This window comes from Paracoccus sp. R12_2 (genome assembly GCF_017744015.1).
Taxonomy (GTDB): domain Bacteria; phylum Pseudomonadota; class Alphaproteobacteria; order Rhodobacterales; family Rhodobacteraceae; genus Paracoccus.
Map to the genome: position 1 here is coordinate 102,921 of NZ_JAGHRA010000009.1, position 19,720 is coordinate 122,640.

A 19,720-nucleotide genomic window follows, 5' to 3' on the forward strand; every position below is an offset into this window, starting at 1 on the left:
CCGGTGCCCTTGGGCGCCGGCCTTTCCCTCAGGTCGGCGCGGATTGCTGCGCCGGTTCGTCCTCATACTTGTCCTTGCGCCCCAGAAGCCTTCGCATCAGCACATAGAACAGCGGCGCGAACAGGATGCCGAACGCGGTTGCGGCCAGCGTGCCGCCCAGCACGGTCGCCCCGATGGCGTTGCGCCCGTTTGCCCCCGCACCGCTGGACAGCACCAGCGGCAACACCCCCAGCGAAAACGCGATCGAGGTCATGATGATCGGGCGGAAACGCTGCCGCGCGGCCTCGACCACCGCGCGATACAGCGGCACGCCGGATTCCGATTGCTCGCGCGCGAACTCGACGATCAGGATTGCGTTCTTGCCGGTCAGGCCGATGACCGTCAGCAGCCCGACCTGGAAGAACACGCCATTGTCGAACCCGCCAAGGAACGCGCCAAGCAGCGCGCCCAGAATACCGATCGGCATGACCAGGATCACCGCCAGCGGGATCGACCAGCTTTCGTACAGCGCCGCAAGACACAGGAACACCGCCGCCAGCGACAGGGCGTAAAGCAGGGTCGTCTGATCCCCCGATTCCTGTTCTTCCAACGACAGGCCGGTCCACGCGACGTCGAAACCGCCGGGCAGTTGCGCAACCAGACGCTCGATCTCGGCCATTGCCTCGCCCGAACTGACGCCCGGCGCCGGGCTGCCCTGGATCTGCATCGAGGGAATGCCGTTATAGCGCGTCAGCCCCTGCGCCCCGAAGGTCCATTCACCCTGCGAGAAATTCGAGAACGGGACCAACCCGCCCGACACATTGCGCACGCGCCATTTCTCGAAATCGGACGGTCCGGCACGCGAATCCGGCTCGCCCTGAACATAGACGCGCTTGATCCGGCCGCGATCGACGAAATCGTTCACATAGGTTCCCGTCCATGCGACCTGCAGCAGGTTCGCGACATCGGTCGCGGTGACGCCCATCGCACCGGCCTTGCGCCAATCGACATTCAGCCGGAACTGCGACGCGTCCTCCAGACCCGATGGGCGGGCCTGCGCGATCAGCGGGCTTTGCGCGGCCATCCCCAGGAACTGGTTGCGGGCTTCGGTCAGTTGTTCATGCGACTGGCCACCGCGCGCCTGAAGGTAGAAATCGAACCCCGAGACGTTGCCCAGTTCGATCACCGACGGCGGAACGATCGGGAAGACCATGGCGTCGCGGATCTGGCTCAGCGCGCCGAAGGCCCTGCCCGCCACCGCCTGCACCGATTGCGCCGGGCTGGGACGTTCTTTCCAGTCTTTCAGTCTGACGAAGGCGATACCGACATTCTGTCCCTGGCCCGCGAAGCTGAACCCGGCGACAGCGAACATGGAATCGACGGACTCGGACTCCTCGTTCAGGAAATAATTCTCGACCTGATCCAGCACCGCGACGGTGCGTTCGGTCGTGGCACCCGTCGGGGCGTTGACCAGCACGAACATGATGCCCTGATCCTCGTCGGGCAGGAAACCTTCGGGCGTGCGCAGGAACAGCATCACCATGACCGCGCCAAGCGCGGAATATATCAGCAGCATCCGCAGCGGCCGTCGCACCAGCCAACCGACGGCGCCGGTATAGCCGCGCGTCGTGCCGTCGAAGCCGCGGTTGAACACGCCGAACAACCCGCCGCGCTTGCCATGTGTCGGTTTCAGCAGTGACGCGCACAGCGCGGGCGTCAGGGTCAGCGCGACCACGACCGACAGTCCCATCGCCGATACGATGGTGATCGCGAATTGCTGGTAGATCACCCCGGTCGAGCCGCCGAAGAACGCCATCGGCACGAACACCGCCGACAGGACCAGCGCAATACCGATCAGCGCGCCGGTGATCTGGCCCATGGATTTTCGCGTTGCCTCGCGCGGGGATAATCCCTCTTCCTCCATGATCCGTTCGACGTTCTCGACCACCACGATCGCGTCATCGACCAGCAGGCCGATGGCCAGCACCATGGCCAGCATGGTCAGCGTGTTGATCGTGAATCCGAACGCGGCCATGATGCCGAATGTCCCCAAAAGGACGATCGGCACCGCCAGCGTCGGGATCAGCGTCGCCCGCCAGCTTTGCAGGAACACGTACATCACGACGGTCACCAGAATGACCGCCTCGACCAGTGTCTTCACAACCTCTTCGATCGAGATCTCGACAAAGGGCGAGGTGTCGAACGGAATCACGTAGTCGACGCCCTCGGGGAAGAACTCGGCGAATTCTGCCATCCGTTCCTTCACGCGGTCGGCCGTGTCCAGCGCGTTCGCCCCCGGCGCAAGGTTGATCGCCATGCCCGAGGATGGACGGCCGTTATAGGTCGCCTCGGTCGTATAGCTTTCGGCCCCGACCTCGACACGCGCCACATCCTGCAGCAGGACCAGCCCGCCGTTTTCCTCGGCCCGCAGCACGATCTGGCGGAAATCCTCGGGCGTGGACAGCAGCGACTGGGCAGTCACGGTCGCGTTCAGCTGCTGCCCGTCGGGCGCGGGCTGGGCGCCGAACGCGCCGGCAGAGATCTGCGTGTTCTGGGCGGACACCGCCTGCACGACGTCGGACGGCGCGATCTCGTAGGCGGCCAGCTTGGACGGGTCCAGCCAGATCCGCATCGCGTATTTCGCGCCGAAGACCTGAACGCCGCCGACGCCCTCGATCCGGCTGAGATCATCGACAAGATTGGTGACCAGATAGTCGGAAAGGTCGGTCTGATCGTAATTTTCGTCCCCGATCAGGCCGATGACCATCAAAAAGCCCGCCGCGGATTTCTCGACCTCCAGCCCCTGGCGCTGCACCGGCTCGGGTAGCAGCGGCGTGGCTTGGGACAGCTTGTTCTGCACCTGGACCTGCGCGATGTCGACATCGGTGCCGGTCTCGAAGGTCAGGGTCGTGCTGGACGAACCCGCCGAGCTTGAGGAGGACGATATGTAGCGCAACCCGTCCAGCCCGGTCATCTGCTGTTCGATCACCTGCGTGACCGTGTTCGCGACGGTTTCGGCCGAGGCGCCGGGATAGTTCGCGCGGACCGTCACCGAGGGTGGCGCGATCTGCGGATACTGGGCCACCGGCAGTGACAGGATCGACAGGACGCCGATCCCCATGATGATGATCGAGATCACCCACGCGAATACCGGACGGTCGATGAAGAAACGGGCCATGGCTGCTGATCTTTCGCTGGTCTGCGTCGCGACGGTCGGTGTTGTCTCAGTTGCTGGCGGCTTCGGCGCCGCCGCCTGCGGGGTCTTCGGCGCCGGCTTCGGCCGGATCCGCGCCATCCTCATCAGGCGTCGCGGGTTCGGCCGAGCCTGCGTCTGCGCCCGCATCTGCCGGTGCGGACCGGTCTGCGGCTGCCGCAGTGTCGGCCTCTGCCTCGGTCCGTTCCTCGGGGGTCACGGTCATGCCCGCGCCGATCTTCTGCAGTCCGGCGACCACGATCCGGTCCCCGGCCGCAAGCCCCTCGCGCACCACCCAGTCGGTGCCGCGATCCTGCACGATGTCGAGTTGGCGTTCCTCGACGACGTTCTGATCGTTCACCACCATCGCCACCGGGCGGCCGCGACGATCGCGCGTCACCCCCTCTTGCGGCGCCAGCACCACATCCTTCAGCTGCGCCTGCGGCAGGTCGGCCAGAACATACATTCCGGGCAACAGGAAACCGTCGGGATTGGGCACTTCCATCCGCAGCGTGATGACCCCGGTGGTTTCATCGACATGCGGTTCGGCGGCGGTCAGCGAGCCGGTATGTTCATAGGTCGAACCATCGGCCAGCCTCAGCGTCACGGTGCGGTCGGTGCCTTCCGGCAGCGCCGCCGCCGCGCCCTGACGCTGCCAGCGCACGATATCGGCGGCGGACTGGGTGACATCGACATGCACCGGGTCGATGCGTCGGATGACGACCAGCGGCGCGGCCTGACTGGCCGTCACCAGGGCACCCTGGCTGGCCTGCGCAAGACCGATCACCCCATCGATGGGCGAGGTGATCGTGGTGCGGTCCAGATCGATGCGCGCTGACTGAAGCTGTGCCTCGGCAGCCTTCACCGCCGCCTCGGCGGCGTCGCGGGCTGCGATGGCGCTGTCCTGGGTCTGTTCGCTGGCCACGCGCCGGTCGCGCAGCGCCGCCACGCGGTCAGCCTCGCGCCGCGCGGATTCGGCCTGCGCCTCGGCCTGCGCCAAAGCCGCGTCGGCCTGCGCAACGCCCGCCTCGTAGCTGCGCGGATCGATGCGATACAGCGGATCCCCCTCGGCCACGACACTGCCTTCGTTGAACAGCCGTTCGGTGATCAGCCCGCTGACCTGCGGGCGCAGTTCTGCCTCGGCCGAGGCCGCGACACGTCCGGGCAAGCTGGAGGTCAACGTCACATCGGCACTTTCCAGCGTGACGACGGTCACCGCCGGCGGCGGCGCCTCGCCCCCCTGCTGTTGCGCCTGGGCCGGACCGCCAGCCATCGGGGCCGACAGCAATGCGGCAATCACAAGGGTTCGTGTCAGCGTGTTCATGCTGTCGGTTCCGCTTCGTGGAAATGGATCGGGTTCGCGCAAGGCGGCGCACGGCAGAGTTCCGCGTCACGCCGCGCTGACGCTAGCGTGATCGCAGGGAAGTCGCAACCGCCCTCGGCGTCCGTATCCCGATGTCACGACGCAGGTGATTGAACCCGATCCGGTCGCGGCCCATATAAGGGGCAAGAACCAGATGAAGGGCCCGCAAGATGACCACCCAGAACAAGTTTTTCGACGATATTTCGCAATTGATGACCAACGCCATGGGTGTCGCCCAAGGCGCCAGATCCGAGGCCGAGACCGCGATGAAGGGCTGGGTCGACCGCTTTCTGGCGGACCGGGACTTCGTGACCCGTGAGGAATTCGAGGCGGTTCGCGACATGGCCATCAAGGCCCGGACCGAGAATGCCGAACTGAAGGCACGACTGGACGCGCTGGAAGCCGCGCAGCGGCAGGATTGATCATCGGCGTCCGGTTCAGGGTGACGCGGTCCCTGGCGGCGGCAGTGCGATCCGGTCGCGCAGCGCGCCGCCGCGATCATAGATCAGCACGTCGCCGGATCCCGTGACGACGACGATATAGCTGCGCGCGAAGGTGACCGCCTCGGCCCGCGCGCCGTCCGGAAGGGCAATTTCGGGCGGCAGGTCGGGCAGCGGCGCATCCTGCAACCGAATCCACAGCAGCGCCACCAGCGCGATCATCCCCAACCCCATGACCAGCGCCAGCCCGGTGACCAGCGACTTCAGAAAGCGCAGTTCGGGAACCGCTTTCGCAGCCTTGTTCCAGTCGTTATCATCATCATCCATGTCGAACCTTGTCGTCACCATCCCGGCCGATCCGCCTGACCGGCTTGATAAGGCGCTTGCGCTGGCGGTGCCAGAGGAAGCGGCGCTGTCGCGGTCGCGCCTGTCGCGGCTGATCGCGGATGGCGCGGTCAGCGGACCGGACGGCATCGCCCGCGACGGCAAGGCACGCGTCATGCCGGGGCAGGAATACCGGATCGCCCTGCCCGACCCCGAACCCGTCGCCACCCTGCCCGAGCGGATCCCCCTGAATATCGCCTACGAGGACGACGACCTTGTCGTCATCGACAAGCCGGCGGGCATGGTCGTTCACCCGGCGCCCGGCAGCCCGTCGGGCACACTGGTCAACGCCCTTCTGGCCCATTGCGGCGACAGCCTGTCGGGGATCGGCGGCGAAAAGCGGCCCGGTATCGTGCATCGGATCGACAAGGACACGTCGGGGCTGCTTGTGGCCGCGAAATCCGATCGCGCCCATCACGGTCTGGCCGCCCAGTTCGAGGCACACAGCGCTCAGCGGCGCTATCTTGCACTGGCGCATGGCGTGATCGACGGCGCGGACGCGCGTCTTCGCGGAACGCCAGGTATCAGTTTCGAAGATGGCGGCGTGCTGAAGATCACTTCTCGGCTGGCACGCCATGGTACCGACCGTCAAAAACAGGCGGTCTATTTCGACAAGGGGCGCCACGCAGTGACCCGTGCGCGCATGCTGGAACGGTTTGGCCATCCGCCTTGCGCGATGCTGGTCGAATGCAGGCTGGAAACGGGACGGACCCACCAGATCCGCGTTCACATGGCCCATGCCGGGCTGGGCCTGATCGGCGATCCCGTCTACGGCGGTGCGCGCCGTGCCTCGGCACGGGCGCTGGGGACGGTGGCAAAGGAGGTCGCAGCCTTTCCACGCCAGGCGCTGCATGCGGCCCATCTGGGGTTTCGCCATCCTGTCACCGGCGCCGACCTGGCCTTCGACAGCGCGCTGCCGGCGGACATGGCCGCGCTTCTGGAAAGTCTGCGGGGGCGCGATGCCTTGACAGGATCGTGATGCGTTCCCAGATTGTCTGGTCCCGATACCCCGCCAGAATATGGTTCAAGCCGTCCCACTTGTCGGGCGACCGCTAAGGCCGCATCGGCGGAACCCCGTCTGCGCTGCGCGCGTTTCCCCTCACACTGAACAAGGCCCCGCGTCATGGCAAATTATGGAAATCTTCCTGCCCCCAGTCCCGAACAGGGTCTGAACCGCTATCTTCAGGAGATCCGCAAGTTCCCCCTGCTGGAACCGGAAGAGGAATACATGCTTGCCAAGGCATGGGCCGACCATGAGGACAGCGAGGCAGCCCACCGCCTGGTGACCAGCCATCTGCGGCTGGCTGCCAAGATTGCGATGGGCTATCGCGGTTACGGTCTTCCCCAGGCCGAGGTAATCAGCGAGGCGAATGTCGGCCTGATGCAGGCCGTCAAGCGTTTCGATCCCGAACGCGGCTTCCGTCTGGCGACCTATGCGATGTGGTGGATCCGCGCCTCGATCCAGGAATACATCCTTCGATCCTGGTCGCTGGTGAAGATGGGCACGACCAGCGCGCAGAAGAAGCTGTTCTTCAATCTGCGCAAGGCCAAGTCCAAGATCGGTGCGCTGGAGGATGGCGATCTGCGGCCCGAGAACGTCGCCCAGATCGCGACCGACCTGAACGTGACCGAACAGGAAGTGATCGACATGAACCGCCGGATGTCGGGCGGCGATGCGTCGTTGAACGCCACGGTCGGCTCGGCGGACGGGGATTCGACCGCACAATGGCAGGATTGGCTGGAAGACGAAGACGCCAATCAGGCCGACAGCTATGCGGAAACCGAGGAACTGGACACAAGACGTCAGATGCTGATGGCCGCGATGGACGTTCTGAACGATCGCGAGAAGGACATCCTGATGGAACGGCGGCTGCGCGACGATCCGATGACGCTTGAGGATCTGTCCAGCCGCTATGATGTCAGCCGCGAACGGATCCGCCAGATCGAGGTGCGCGCCTTCGAGAAGTTGCAGGATCGGATGCGCGTTCTGGCCCGTGAAAAAGGCATGCGGGTGCCCGGAACGACCGAGTGACGGCGCCCCGAGACCGCGACCGGTCTTCCGGCGATCAGATTGACCTGATGCGCGCCTGCGCTATGGTCGCCTGAACGACAGGCAGACCGGATAGACATGACCGCGCTGAGCGAATTTCAACGGCTCGAGGCTCAGGGCTCGTGGCGCGAGACGCCCCGTGCCAGGCTGCGCGAGGTGGTCGTGTCGGTTGGGGACGCCACGCTGATCCTGACCGATCCGAAATCCGATACACCGTTGTCGCACTGGTCGCTGCCCGCCATTGCCCGCCTGAACCCCGGCCAGATCCCGGCGATCTATTCGCCAGACCCCGAAGGCGAGGGCGAGACGGTCGAAATCGACGACCGGCTGATGATCGAGGCGATCGAACGCGTGCACCGCGCCATCGCGTCGCACCGCGCGCATCCGGGTCGGCTGCGCGGCGGTCTGACCATCATCGCCGCGATGACGATGCTTGGCGCCGCGGTGATGTGGCTTCCCGGCGCGATCATCGGCCATGCCTCCCGGATCGCCCCGCCCGCGCAGGCACGACAGATCGGTCTGGCGACACTGGCCGATCTGGAACGCAGCACCGGCGCCGTCTGCGCACGCAAATCGGGCCAGGCGGTTCTGGACTGGCTGGCGCCCCAACTTGTCGAAGACGACGCGCTGCTGCGCGTGGTGCCCGGCCCTCTGAACGGCGCGCTGCGCCTGCCCGGCGATGTCTATGTGCTGGGCGACGACCTTCTGGACGGCGCCGCCGGTCCCGAAGCCGCGGCCGGACATCTGGTCGCGGCAAGCCTTGCCGCCGATCCCGACGAGATCGCCCACGAGGCGCTGGACCATGCGGGCCTGCGCGCCGCGTTGCAACTGATGACGCTTGGCGATCTGCCGCAGCGCGCGATGACCGGCTATGGTGAGCAGCTGTTGTCACGTGCCGTGCCGCGCCCGGACACACCCGACCTGCTGGCAGCGCTGGAATCGGCCGGTGTTCCGGCTGAACCCTATGCGAACAGTATCGACCCGACCGGCGCATCCGTGCTGCCGCTGATCGAGGGCGATGCGTTTCGTGACCAGTTGCCGGAACGGCCGCTGCTGACCGACGAACAATGGCTGGCACTGCAGCAGATCTGCGCCGGCTGATACCTGCGGCAGGCGGCCTGAAACGCCGGGTTCAGACTGGCAGATGCTGCGCAGACCCGCCCGCCCCGTGCGGGTCTTGCAGGGCCAAAGGCCGTTTGACGGCGTGAATCACATGCCCGTGGATCGGCGCGCCGCCATCCTGCCGCAGAACGCCCGGCATGAAACGGGCTTCGAATCCCGCCTGATCCAGAAGCTCGGCAAGATGCGCCTGTGCGTGGGCATAACGGCGCGTCGGGCGCAGGACATAGGCTTCGGGCCCGGTATGCGCCTCGACCGTGAAGGCGAACCGCCCACCCGGACGCAGGGCCTGCGACACCCATCCGACGATCCGTTCCAGCGCACCCAGATAGGCAAAGACATCGGCGGCCGTGATAACGTCCCAGACCGCCTGCGGCGGCGCCAGCCGGGACAGGTCGTGCTTTTCCAGCCGGTCATAGATGGCCTTCTGCCGCGACGCCCGAAGCATTTCCGTTGAAATGTCCCAGCCCTCCAGCCATTCGGACCCCGCGCGCAATTCGGCACCCATCAAGCCCGTGCCGCAGCCCAGATCCAGAACGCGCCCGTACGGCACGGTCAGCATCTTTGCCATCAGGCACGGTGCGCGATAGTCCAGACGATCCAGCAATGCGCCATCAAATGCCGGCGCATATTGATCGAACAGGGTTTCGACAAAGGCCGACGGCATCGTGTCTGCCAGGGAGCGGTCGCGCAGCAGGTCGCGCCGCAACCCCGCCCCCAGCCGATCGGCGGGATCGGCGGCAATCGCCGCCTCGAAGGCGATTGCGGCATCGGGCAGCCCGGCATCGGCACGGATCTCGCCCAGGCGGAACCACCCGGCGGCCCATCCGGGCACTAGGTCCAGCGCCTGAAGATACAGTTCGGCGGCGGCGTCGGGGTCGCCGGGCAGCAGCGCCTCGGCATAGTCGGCGCGACGATCGGCAAGCAGATCGCCGGACGACAGGGAAATGGGAATCATGACAACTCGGGGAAAGCACGGGACGGTTCGCCCACCAGCGCCATTTACGCCTGACCGTAGGGCGGTCAAGGGGTCACGCGCCGTCAGACGAATTGTTCGCGCAGCAGCCGTTCCTCCAGCCCGTGACCGCGGTCGAACAGCAGCCGATGCCGGATATCCGCGGCGCTGCGGATCGAGACCCGCGTGACATGGCGGACCGACCGCGAATCCGCGTCCGCCATCACCGGACGACGGTCGGGCGTCAGCACCTCGATATCGACATGCGCGGATTTCGGCAGCAAGGCGCCGCGCCATCTGCGCGGACGGAACGGCGCGATGGCCGTCAGCGCCAGCACCTCGGACCCGATCGGCAGGATCGGGCCATGTGCGGAATAGTTGTAGGCCGTCGATCCCGCAGGCGTGGACACCAGCGCGCCGTCGCAGACCAGTTCCGCCATCCGCATCTTGCCGTCCACGTGAATGCGCAGCTTGGCCGCCTGCGGCCCCTCGCGCAGCAGGCTGACCTCGTTGATGGCCAGCGCGTCATGGGTGGTGCCGTCGGCACATAGCGCATGCATCCGCAGCGGGTTGATGACGGCCTCTTCTGCGGCCAGCAGGCGACGCGGCAGGTCATCTTCCGAATAGCGGTTCATCAGGAAGCCGACGGTTCCGCGATTCATGCCATAGACCGGCAGATCGCGCCCCTGCATCGCGTGCAGCGTCTGCAGCATGAAGCCGTCACCGCCCAGTGCGACGACCATCTGCGCACGGTCCAGCGGGGTGTCGCCATAGCGCGCGATCAGCCGCGTCAGCGCCTCTTGCGCGGGTTCGGCATGGCTGGCGGTGAAATGCACTTCTGGCGTCATCGCGGCGCGCGCCCCTTCGTTGATCCGGGCGCAGCATCGGACGCCCCCGCGCCGATGACAAGCCCGCCCGCGCAAGGCACCCGGCGCGGGGTCAACCTTTTTGCCGCTTTTCGCCAGACCGGCGTTGCGGTATGAGAGCGCAGTTTCAGCCGACCACAGCCTGAGAGGATGCGAAGGACATGAACGCTCCCACCCGCGAGACCGGATTCTTCACCGAAACGCTGGCCAGCCGCGACCCCGACATTGCCGACGCCATCCAGAAAGAGCTGGGCCGTCAACGCGACGAGATCGAACTGATCGCATCCGAGAACATCGTCAGCCGGGCGGTGCTGGAAACGCAGGGTTCGGTTCTGACCAACAAATACGCCGAAGGATATCCGGGCAAACGCTATTACGGTGGCTGCCAGTATGTCGATATCGTCGAGAACCTGGCGATCGAGCGGGCCAAGAAGCTGTTCGACTGCGAATTCGCAAATGTCCAGCCCAACAGCGGCAGCCAGATGAACCAGGCCGTGTTCCTGGCGCTGCTGCAGCCGGGCGACACATTCATGGGTCTGGACCTGAATTCGGGTGGCCACCTGACCCATGGCAGCCCGGTGAACATGTCGGGCAAGTGGTTCAACGTCATCAGCTATGGCGTGCGCCAGCAGGACCAGTTGCTGGACATGGAGGCGATCGCCGAAAGCGCGCGTCAGCACAAGCCCAAGCTGATCGTCGCCGGTGGCACCGCCTACAGCCGGGTCTGGGACTGGGCCGCGTTCCGCAAGATCGCGGACGAGGTCGGCGCCTATCTGATGGTCGACATGGCCCATATCGCGGGGCTGGTCGCGGGCGGTCAGCATCCCTCGCCTCTGCCGCATGCGCATGTCGTGACCACCACCACCCACAAGTCGCTGCGCGGCCCGCGCGGCGGGATGGTCCTGACCAACGACGCCGACATCGCGAAGAAGATCAACTCGGCCGTGTTCCCCGGCCTTCAGGGCGGCCCGCTGATGCATGTGATCGCCGCCAAGGCCGTCGCTTTCGCCGAGGCGCTGGAGCCGTCGTTCAAGGACTATGCCGCACAGGTGGTCAAGAATGCGCAGGCCATGGCGGACGAGCTGATGAAGGGCGGCATCGACATCGTGTCGGGCGGCACCGACAACCATCTGTGCCTGGCCGACCTGCGTCCCAAGAGCGTCACCGGCAAGGCGACCGAAGCCGCGCTGGGGCGTGCCCATATCACCTGCAACAAGAACGGCGTGCCGTTCGACCCGGAAAAACCCTTCGTGACCTCGGGCATCCGCCTTGGTGCGCCCGCTGGCACGACGCGCGGCTTCAAGGAAGACGAATTCCGCCAGATCGCCCGCTGGATCGTCGAGGTCGTGGACGGGCTTGCCGGGAATGGCGAGGACGGCAATAGCGCGGTCGAGGACAAGGTCCGCGCCGAAGTCGCCGAACTGTGCGCCCGCTTCCCGCTTTACGCGGGGATGTGATCGCCGGTCCGGTCCCTGTCGGACCAGACGCCATCGAACAGGCCCGCCGCGCAGCAGCGCGGCGGGCTTTCTTGTGGCTGGACGGTCGCGCCGAAAATGAGATTCCCTATCCCCGACCGGTCCGGTGTAATCAGCCGCCGCTCAAATCTGCATTGAGTGCAATCCGCGCAATCTGTAGATGCGACAGGAACGCATCCGATCACCGAGCCTGCCCATGACCTCTGCCCCCGACATCACCCGGCCCGACAGCAAGCCGCTGGTTGCGGCGATCTGGATGCTGGGGGCGGTCGCCTCGTTCACCTCGATGGCGGTCGCGGGGCGTGCCGTGTCGCTGGAACTGGATACGTTCGAGATCATGGCCTATCGATCGGTCGTGGGCGTGTTGATCGTGACGATCGCGATCACGCTGCGTGGCCGCTGGAATGTCATCGAACTGCGCCATCCGATGATGCATCTGGGCCGCAACATCGCCCATTTCACCGCGCAGAATCTGTGGTTCTTCGCCATCGCGACGATCCCGCTGGCCCAGGTCTTTGCGCTGGAATTCAGTTCGCCACTTTGGGCGTTGCTGCTGTCGCCGCTGTTTCTGGGCGAACGGCTGACGCGCGCCCGTATCCTGTCGGCCTGCCTTGGCTTTGCCGGCATCCTGCTGGTTGCACAGCCCGGCGCCGCGCCGATCACGCCGGGACTGATCGCGGCAGCGGCGGCGGCGGTCGGGTTCGCCGCCACCTATATCTTCACCAAGCGGCTGACCGGGCTGACCCATATCCTGTGCATCCTGTTCTGGATGACCGTGATGCAGGCCGTCTTCGGCTTTGTCTGCGCCGGGATCGACGGCAGCGTCTCGGTTCCGTCCGCTGCCGCGCTGCCGTGGGTGGCGCTGATCGGCGCCGCCGGATTGTGCGCGCATTTCTGCATCGCCAACGCGCTTCGGGTTGCGCCCGCGACGGTGGTGATGCCGTTCGACTTTCTACGCCTGCCGATGGCGGCGATGATCGGGATGCTGTTCTATGGCGAGCCCGTCGGCATGGCCGTGATCGCGGGCGCCGCCCTGATCCTGGGCGGCAACTGGCTGAACATCCGGTCCGAGGCAAGGAAGTCCTGACCGCTCAGCCCTGCCAGTTCGGCTTGCGCTTGTCGAAGAACGCGGCGATCCCCTCGGGCGCCTCGTCGCCTTCCCAGACCGCGACCAGACGTTCGATACTGTCCTCGATCGCGGCCATGTCGATGCGCGGCCCAAGCGCGCGGCACTGCGCCTTGGCGGCGGCGACAGCGCCGGGTGCGGCTTGCAGGAACGGCGCGACCTCGGCCTCGATCGCGGCGTCAAGATCGCCCGGAGATACGGCGCGGGCCGCCAGATTCAGCGTCACCGCCTCGTCGGCGCCGAAGATGCGGGCGGAAAAGAACACCCGCCTTGCCTTGTCCTCGCCCATCCGCGCAACGACATAGGGTCCGATCGTCGCCGGGATCAGCCCCAGCCGAACCTCGGTCAGGCCGAACTTGGCGTCGGTGGCCGCGATGGCGATGTCGCAGACCGACATCATCCCGACGCCGCCGCCGAAGGCATTGCCATGCACCCGGCCGATCAATGGCTTGGGCAGGGAGTTCAGTGCCGACAGCATCCCGGCCAGCAAACGCGCGCCGTTGCGACGGGTCTCGGCATCCGCGTCCATCTGCGCCTTCATCCAGCCCAGATCCCCGCCGGCGCAGAAGCTTGCGCCCTCAGCCGCCAGAACCACCACCCGCACTGCCGGGTCGGCGCCAAGCCGGCCTGCAGCCTCGGTCAGTTCTTCCATCATGGTCTGCGACAGGGCGTTGTGCTTGTCGGGTCGCCCAAGGCTTAGCGTGGCCACGCCCCGCGCATCGGTCTCGATCCGTATCGTCTCAGTCATCTTCACCCTCCCGCATGGCGCGCGCCATCGCTGCCGCCTTGTCGATCACCTGCATGTCCAGCCCGTGCGCAAACCCGCGTGCGGCAAGATGTCCGGCGACCTTTTCCGTTGCCACATTGCCTTTCGCGCCGGGGGCATAGGGGCATCCGCCCAGCCCGCCCACCGCCGCGTCGAAAACCCGCACGCCGCGCGACAGGCTGGCGTCAATGTTCTGCAGCGCACGCCCTGAGGTGTCATGATAGTGACCGGCAAGCCGGGTCGCGGGCATTTCGTCCAGCACTGCCGACAGCATGGCGTCGATGGTTTCGGGGCGTCCCTGCCCGATCGTATCGCCAAGGCTGATCTCATAGCATCCCATGTCGCGCAGCGCCGCAGCCACGCGGGCGACATTCGCGGGCGGGGTCGGCCCGTCGAAGGGACAATCGGTCACGACACTGACATAACCCCGCACAGGTATCCCATCGTCGCGTGCGGCCTGCGCGACGGGCAGAAACCGTTCCAGGCTTTCGGCGATGGTCGCGTTCAGGTTGGCCTTGCTGAAACCTTCGGACGCGCTGGCAAAGATCGCGATCTCGCTGGCCCGCGCCGCCTTCGCGCCCTGATATCCCTTCATGTTCGGCGTCAGCACGGCGTAGCTGACACCGGGCACACGGGTGATGCCCGCCATCACCTGCGCCGCGTCGGCCATCTGCGGCACCCATCTGGGCGACACGAAGCTGGTCACCTCGATCCGCCGGAAACCTGCCTGAGACAGCAGGTCCACCAGCGCGATCTTGTCCGATGCCGGGATCAGCCGCTTTTCGTTCTGCAGCCCGTCACGCGGACCCATCTCGAAGATCTCGACGGTGTCAAGCATCGGGCACCTCGTAAAAGTCGCGTTCGTAAATGCTGTCGCCGCCAGCCCGCGCCATGGCCCGCTGATAGGCGGGCCTGGCAGTCATGCGGTCGCGATAGGCGGCAAGTGCGGGATATTCAGCTGTGGGCAGGAAGCGGAAGACCGCGTCGATATTGAAACCCATCATGCAGTCGGCGGCGGAAAACCCGGATGGCAGCAACGCATCCTGACCGGTCAGATGCCGTTCCAGGGCGCGCGCGGTCACCGCCAGCCTTTTGGTGTCCAGCTTCATCAGGGGGATCGACCGTGCGGCTGCTGGACGCAGAAAAATATGCTGGATGTTCAGCGCCTGAAGGATGTTCGCCTGAGTCTCGGCGAAACCGACCCATTCAAGAAACGCGGCGCGGTCGGTCGTGCCGGGTGCCGGGGCCAGGCGACCTTCGCGTTCGGTCAGGTATTGGACGATCGCGCCGGATTCGAAGATCGCGCGGCCATCGATCTGCAACGCGGGAACCCGGCCCGCCGGCGACATGGCCTGAAATTCCGGGCTGCGAAGTCCGCCATCGGTCAGCGACCAGACCTGCAATTCGCAGGGCAGACCAAGCTCTTGCAGCAGCCACAGCACCCGCATGGATCGAGAGCCGGGCACATGATGCAGCCGGATCATGCCGTTTCCTCTTCCTCCAGCCGGATCAGCGGCGCACCGGCCTCGACCTGATCGCCTGCCGCCGCCAGCACCTCGGCCACGACGCCGTCGCGGGCGGCGGTCAGGCTGTGTTCCATCTTCATCGCCTCCAGCACCGCCAGACGGTCGCCGGCCTTGACCTGCTGGCCGGCCTCGACATGGACCGATTTCACAAGGCCCGGCATCGGCGACAGCGTCAGCGCCTCGCCGCCCGCAACGGCGTCACGCGCCAGCGGGTCCAGCGGCACCAGCGTCACCGTCCGGCCGCCGAACACGCTGACACCGGCGCTGTGGCGAACGATGCGGTTGCGGCGCAGCGTGTCGTCCACCCACCAGCGTTCGCCCTGCCAACGCACCTCATGCGGCGTGCCGTCCAGCGTCACACGCGCCGCCCCCGGTCCCAGCACCTCCACCAGCGCGTCACCGCCATCCCAGGATATCGTGCGGCGCAGCGGCTGCCACAGCGTCGCGCCGCCCTTGACCGCCGGATCGGCCAGCCCGGCCAGCCCGATCACCGCCAGCGCCCGCGCCCGCGGATCCGGCTCGGCGGCGGCGATCAGATCATCCAGATCGCGTGCGATCAGGCCCGTATCCACCTGGCCGGCGCGGAACCCGTCATGCCGGGTCAGCGCGATCAGGAAATCCAGATTGGTGACGGCCCCCGCCACTTCGGTATCGACCAGCGCGGTTTCCAGCGCCCGCAGCGCGACGGCCCGGGTCGGACCGTGGGTAACGATCTTGGCGATCATCGGATCGTACCAAGGGCTGATCGTGTCGTCCTGCCGGACGCCGGTTTCGATCCGGGCCCAGTCGGGAAACGCCAGATGCGCCAGCCGTCCGGTCGCGGGCAGGAACCCGGCAGGCACGTCCTCGGCGTAAAGCCGCGCCTCGAAGGCATGGCCGGTGATGTGCAGATCCTCCTGCCTGGCGGGCAGCGGCTCGCCCGAGGCGACGCGCAACTGCCATTCGACAAGGTCGATGCCGGTGATCGCCTCGGTCACCGGATGTTCGACCTGAAGGCGGGTGTTCATCTCCATGAACCAGAAACCGTCTTCGCGCAGCCCGTCGCTGCCATCGACGATGAATTCGATGGTGCCCGCCCCCTTGTAGCCGATGGCCTCGGCGGCACGGACGGCGGCGGCGCCCATGACCTTGCGGATTTCGGGGGTCATGCCGGGGGCCGGCGCTTCCTCGATTACCTTCTGGTGGCGGCGCTGCAACGAGCAATCGCGTTCGAACAGATGCACGGCGCGGTGTCCGTCGCCGAAGACCTGAACCTCGATATGGCGGGGTTGCAGGATGTATTTCTCGATCAGGACCGAAGGGTTGCCGAAGGCGTTGCGGGCTTCGGACTGTGCCGACGCCAGCGCATCGGCAAAATCCCGTGCATCGTCGACCCGTCGCATTCCCTTGCCGCCGCCGCCCGCGACCGCCTTGATCAGCACGGGATAGCCGATCCGACCGGCTTCGGCCTCAAGGTCCGCGGGATCCTGGTTTTCGCCGTGATAGCCCGGCACGACAGGCACGCCGGCCTTTTCCATCAATGCCTTGGCGGCGTCCTTCAGACCCATTGCGCGGATCGCCCGCGTCGACGGCCCGATGAAAACCAGCCCCGCGGCTTCGACCGCCTGCACGAAATCGGGATTTTCGGACAGGAAGCCATAGCCGGGATGGATCGCCTGAGCGCCGGTTGCCCGGGCCGCCTCGATGATCGCGTCGCCCCTGAGATAGCTGTCCGAGGGCGCAGGTCCGCCCAGATGCACAGCCTCGTCGGCCATCGCGACATGGCGTGCGGCGCGGTCGGCATCCGAAAATACGGCGACCGTCGCGACGCCCATTCGCCGGCAGGTGTCGATGACGCGGCAGGCGATTTCGCCGCGATTGGCGATCAGGATCTTCTGGAACATGTCAGCTCCTGCTGGGAAGGACGAGGGCCGGGGGTTTTACATCCCCGGACCGCCGTGGGGTATTTGTGCAAAGAAGATGTCATGGCAGGGCATCCTTGCGTCAGCGCAGGCAGGCCACGTCGGAACCGGTCGCCCTCACGATGCGCGTCGCGCATGCGGATCGTCATATTACGGTCGGACCCGAAGCGGCACATGGCGGCCATCACATCCGGAACACGCCGAAGCGCGTCGGTTCGATGGGCGCGTTCAGCGAGGCGCGCAACGACAGCGCCAGCACATCGCGGGTCTTGCGCGGGTCGATGATGCCGTCATCCCATAGCCGCGCCGAGGCATAAAGCGGGTGCGATTGGCGGTCGAACATCTCGATCGTCGGGCGCTTGAACTCGGCCTCGTCCTCGGCCGACCAGCTTCCGCCCGCGCGTTCGATGCCGTCGCGCTTTACCGTCGCCAGCACGCCCGCCGCCTGTTCGCCGCCCATCACGCTGATCCGGCTGTTGGGCCAGGTCCACAGGAACCGCGGCGAATAGGCGCGACCGGCCATGCCGTAATTGCCCGCGCCGAAGCTGCCGCCGACCAGCATGGTGATCTTGGGCACGCTGGTCGTGGCGACCGCCGTGACCATTTTCGCCCCGTTGCGCGCGATGCCTTCGTTCTCGTATTTGCGGCCGACCATGAAACCGGTGATGTTCTGCAGGAACACCAGCGGAATGCTGCGCTGGCTGCACAATTCGATGAAATGCGCGCCCTTCTGGGCCGCCTCCGAGAACAGAACGCCGTTATTGGCGACGATACCGACGGGGCAGCCCTCGACATGGGCGAAGCCGGTGACCAGCGTTTCGCCGAAACGCGCCTTGAACTCGTCGAAGCGGCTGCCGTCCACGGTGCGGGCGATCACCTCGCGAATATCGTAGGGTGTGCGCAGATCGGCGGGCACGACACCCAGGATCTCGTCGGGATCGTAGGCCGGAGGTTCGGGCGATTGCCAGACCACGCTGTCGGGCATGCGGCGGTTCAGGTTGCCGATCGCGCGGCGCGCCTGGGCCAGCGCATGCGCGTCATCCTCGGCCAGGTAATCGGCCACGCCTGAAAGGCGGGTGTGGACATCGCCGCCGCCCAGATCCTCGGCGGTCACGACCTCGCCCGTGGCGGCCTTGACCAGCGGCGGTCCGGCCAGAAAGATCGTGCCCTGATCGCGCACGATGATCGTCACATCGGACATCGCGGGCACATAGGCACCACCCGCCGTGCAGGATCCCATGACGACCGCGATCTGCGGGATGCCCTTTGCCGACATCTGCGCCTGGTTGTAGAAGATACGCCCGAAATGGTCGCGGTCGGGGAACACCTCGTCCTGGTTGGGCAGGTTGGCGCCGCCGCTGTCCACCAGATAGACGCAGGGCAGATTGCACTGTTCGGCGATCTCTTGCGCGCGCAGATGCTTCTTGACGGTCATCGGGTAATAGGTGCCGCCCTTGACCGTGGCATCGTTGGCAACGACCATCACATCCTGCCCGTGAACGCGCCCGACCCCGGCGATCACGCCTGCGCCGGGTGCCGCATCATCGTAGAGGCCATGCGCCGCCGCCGCGCCGATTTCCAGAAACGGCGAGCCGGGGTCCAGCAGATTGGCGACCCGTTCGCGGGGCGGCATCTTGCCGCGACCGACATGGCGTTCCATCGCCTTGGCCCCGCCGCCGGACGCGGCGGCCAGCGCCGCCTCTTGCGCGGTCTGCAGCAGATCCAGATGCGCCTTGCGATTGGCGCGGAAGGCGTCGGAATTCGTCAGGGCATTGCTGGTCAGCTTCATTGGCGGCTCTTTCGCGTTCCGGCTGCGTGGCAGGTTGTCGCAGCCCGGTCTTCAGGGGCGGTCGGTTGATCTGGATCATGTCCCCCGCAGGCCCCGCGGGTCACAGCGTCATGCGTGAACATCAAAGGAGCCAAGCGATGAACATCTCTTGCATCGCAGTCGCAGCCGCGCTTTGTCTGGCTGCCGCCGCGCCGGTTGCCGCGCAACAGGCCGGGGACTGGACGATCGGTCTGGGGATCCACAATGTCGATCCGCGATCCGACACCGGTACCCTGGCGGGCGGGACCGTCCCGACCAGAATCGACGACAATACCCGGCCCACGGTCACGGTCGAATATTTCCTGCGCGACAATCTGGGGGTCGAGCTTCTGGGGGCGCTGCCCTTCAAGCATTCGATCCGCTCGGGCGGCGTGGAAATCGGCACCGTCAAGCATCTGCCGCCGGTGATCTCGCTGCAGTATCACTTCGACGCCACGCCGCGGTTGAAGCCGTTCGTCGGCGTCGGCGTCAATTTCACCGGCTTCTGGGACGCCGAGGCCAAAGGGCCGCTGGCGGGCAGCGATCTGCGCGTCAAGAACAGCTGGGGCCTTGCCGCGCATCTGGGTGCCGATTACTGGTTGAACGACCGTTCGGCCCTGCGACTGGACGCACGCTGGATCGACATCGACCCCGATGTCGAACTGAACGGCGCGCGGATCGGCCAGGTCCAGATCGACCCGGTCGTGATCGGGGCGGCCTATGTCATGAAGTTCTAGCAAAAGACGGCATTCGGGGGAATGTTGACGGCG

General features: G+C 66.2%; 17 protein-coding genes. 7 read left to right on the top strand and 10 right to left on the bottom strand.

Annotated elements, in window-relative coordinates:
• Positions 1 to 28: 28 nt before the first annotated feature.
• Both J7359_RS12295 and J7359_RS12300 read right to left on the bottom strand, forming a co-directional pair.
• A complete protein-coding gene (locus J7359_RS12295) occupies positions 29 to 3,157 on the bottom strand; it encodes an efflux RND transporter permease subunit (RefSeq protein WP_209056986.1) in 3,129 nt (1,042 codons plus the stop codon).
• A gap of 46 nt (positions 3,158 to 3,203) precedes the next feature.
• A complete protein-coding gene (locus J7359_RS12300) occupies positions 3,204 to 4,496 on the bottom strand; it encodes an efflux RND transporter periplasmic adaptor subunit (protein ID WP_209056987.1) in 1,293 nt (430 codons plus the stop codon).
• A gap of 209 nt (positions 4,497 to 4,705) precedes the next feature.
• Here J7359_RS12300 and J7359_RS12305 point away from each other — a divergent pair, with 209 nt between their 5' ends.
• Positions 4,706 to 4,957 carry an accessory factor UbiK family protein gene (locus J7359_RS12305; RefSeq protein ID WP_209056988.1) on the top strand — a complete coding sequence of 84 codons (252 nt, stop codon included), beginning with the start codon at positions 4,706 to 4,708 and terminating at the stop codon, positions 4,955 to 4,957.
• 15 nt (positions 4,958 to 4,972) lie between these two features.
• On the opposite strand, the gene J7359_RS12310 is transcribed toward J7359_RS12305, so the two are convergent.
• A complete protein-coding gene (locus J7359_RS12310; RefSeq protein WP_209056989.1) occupies positions 4,973 to 5,302 on the bottom strand; it encodes a DUF6476 family protein in 330 nt (109 codons plus the stop codon).
• On the opposite strand from J7359_RS12310, the gene J7359_RS12315 reads away from it, so the two are divergent.
• From J7359_RS12315 to J7359_RS12325, 3 genes are all read left to right on the top strand, one after another.
• Positions 5,301 to 6,338, top strand: a complete 1,038-nt coding sequence (locus tag J7359_RS12315; RefSeq protein ID WP_209056991.1) for an RluA family pseudouridine synthase — start codon at positions 5,301 to 5,303, stop codon at positions 6,336 to 6,338. The two genes, J7359_RS12310 and J7359_RS12315, sit on opposite strands and share 2 nt — an antisense overlap.
• A gap of 144 nt (positions 6,339 to 6,482) precedes the next feature.
• Entirely contained in the window at positions 6,483 to 7,391 is a 909-nt protein-coding gene (rpoH, locus tag J7359_RS12320) for an RNA polymerase sigma factor RpoH (RefSeq protein WP_209056992.1), read from the top strand.
• Positions 7,392 to 7,487: 96 nt separating this feature from the next.
• Positions 7,488 to 8,510: a hypothetical protein gene (locus J7359_RS12325; protein ID WP_209056993.1), complete on the top strand. Its 1,023-nt coding sequence runs from the start codon at positions 7,488 to 7,490 to the stop codon at positions 8,508 to 8,510.
• A 31-nt stretch (positions 8,511 to 8,541) separates the two neighbouring features.
• On the opposite strand, the gene J7359_RS12330 is transcribed toward J7359_RS12325, so the two are convergent.
• Both J7359_RS12330 and J7359_RS12335 read right to left on the bottom strand, forming a co-directional pair.
• Positions 8,542 to 9,486 (bottom strand): methyltransferase domain-containing protein, encoded by a 945-nt coding sequence (locus J7359_RS12330; RefSeq protein ID WP_209056994.1) that lies wholly within the window; start codon positions 9,484 to 9,486, stop codon positions 8,542 to 8,544.
• A gap of 83 nt (positions 9,487 to 9,569) precedes the next feature.
• Positions 9,570 to 10,331, bottom strand: a complete 762-nt coding sequence (locus J7359_RS12335; RefSeq protein ID WP_209056995.1) for an NAD kinase — start codon at positions 10,329 to 10,331, stop codon at positions 9,570 to 9,572.
• Between the two features lie 179 nt (positions 10,332 to 10,510).
• On the opposite strand from J7359_RS12335, the gene glyA reads away from it, so the two are divergent.
• Entirely contained in the window at positions 10,511 to 11,806 is a 1,296-nt protein-coding gene (glyA, locus tag J7359_RS12340) for a serine hydroxymethyltransferase (protein WP_209056996.1), read from the top strand.
• Positions 11,807 to 12,020: 214 nt separating this feature from the next.
• Complete coding sequence (locus J7359_RS12345) at positions 12,021 to 12,911, top strand: DMT family transporter (RefSeq protein WP_209056997.1); 891 nt, start codon at positions 12,021 to 12,023, stop codon at positions 12,909 to 12,911.
• A 4-nt stretch (positions 12,912 to 12,915) separates the two neighbouring features.
• On the opposite strand, the gene J7359_RS12350 is transcribed toward J7359_RS12345, so the two are convergent.
• From J7359_RS12350 to J7359_RS12370, 5 genes are all read right to left on the bottom strand, one after another.
• Positions 12,916 to 13,698, bottom strand: coding sequence for a crotonase/enoyl-CoA hydratase family protein (locus J7359_RS12350; RefSeq protein WP_209056999.1), 783 nt, complete (start codon positions 13,696 to 13,698; stop codon positions 12,916 to 12,918).
• The gene (locus J7359_RS12355; RefSeq protein WP_209057001.1) at positions 13,691 to 14,554 is read right to left on the bottom strand and encodes a hydroxymethylglutaryl-CoA lyase; all 864 of its coding nucleotides are present in this window, start codon (positions 14,552 to 14,554) and stop codon (positions 13,691 to 13,693) included. The genes J7359_RS12350 and J7359_RS12355 overlap by 8 nt, the downstream gene beginning before the upstream one ends.
• Positions 14,547 to 15,200 carry a glutathione S-transferase gene (locus J7359_RS12360; RefSeq protein WP_209057002.1) on the bottom strand — a complete coding sequence of 218 codons (654 nt, stop codon included), beginning with the start codon at positions 15,198 to 15,200 and terminating at the stop codon, positions 14,547 to 14,549. The genes J7359_RS12355 and J7359_RS12360 overlap by 8 nt, the downstream gene beginning before the upstream one ends.
• Complete coding sequence (locus J7359_RS12365; RefSeq protein ID WP_209057003.1) at positions 15,197 to 17,125, bottom strand: acetyl/propionyl/methylcrotonyl-CoA carboxylase subunit alpha; 1,929 nt, start codon at positions 17,123 to 17,125, stop codon at positions 15,197 to 15,199. The genes J7359_RS12360 and J7359_RS12365 overlap by 4 nt, the downstream gene beginning before the upstream one ends.
• 202 nt (positions 17,126 to 17,327) lie before the next feature.
• Positions 17,328 to 18,932: a carboxyl transferase domain-containing protein gene (locus tag J7359_RS12370; RefSeq protein ID WP_209057004.1), complete on the bottom strand. Its 1,605-nt coding sequence runs from the start codon at positions 18,930 to 18,932 to the stop codon at positions 17,328 to 17,330.
• Between the two features lie 137 nt (positions 18,933 to 19,069).
• Between J7359_RS12370 and J7359_RS12375 the strand changes: the two genes are divergently transcribed.
• Complete coding sequence (locus J7359_RS12375) at positions 19,070 to 19,687, top strand: OmpW family outer membrane protein (RefSeq protein ID WP_247740363.1); 618 nt, start codon at positions 19,070 to 19,072, stop codon at positions 19,685 to 19,687.
• The last annotated feature ends 33 nt before the right edge of the window (positions 19,688 to 19,720 follow it).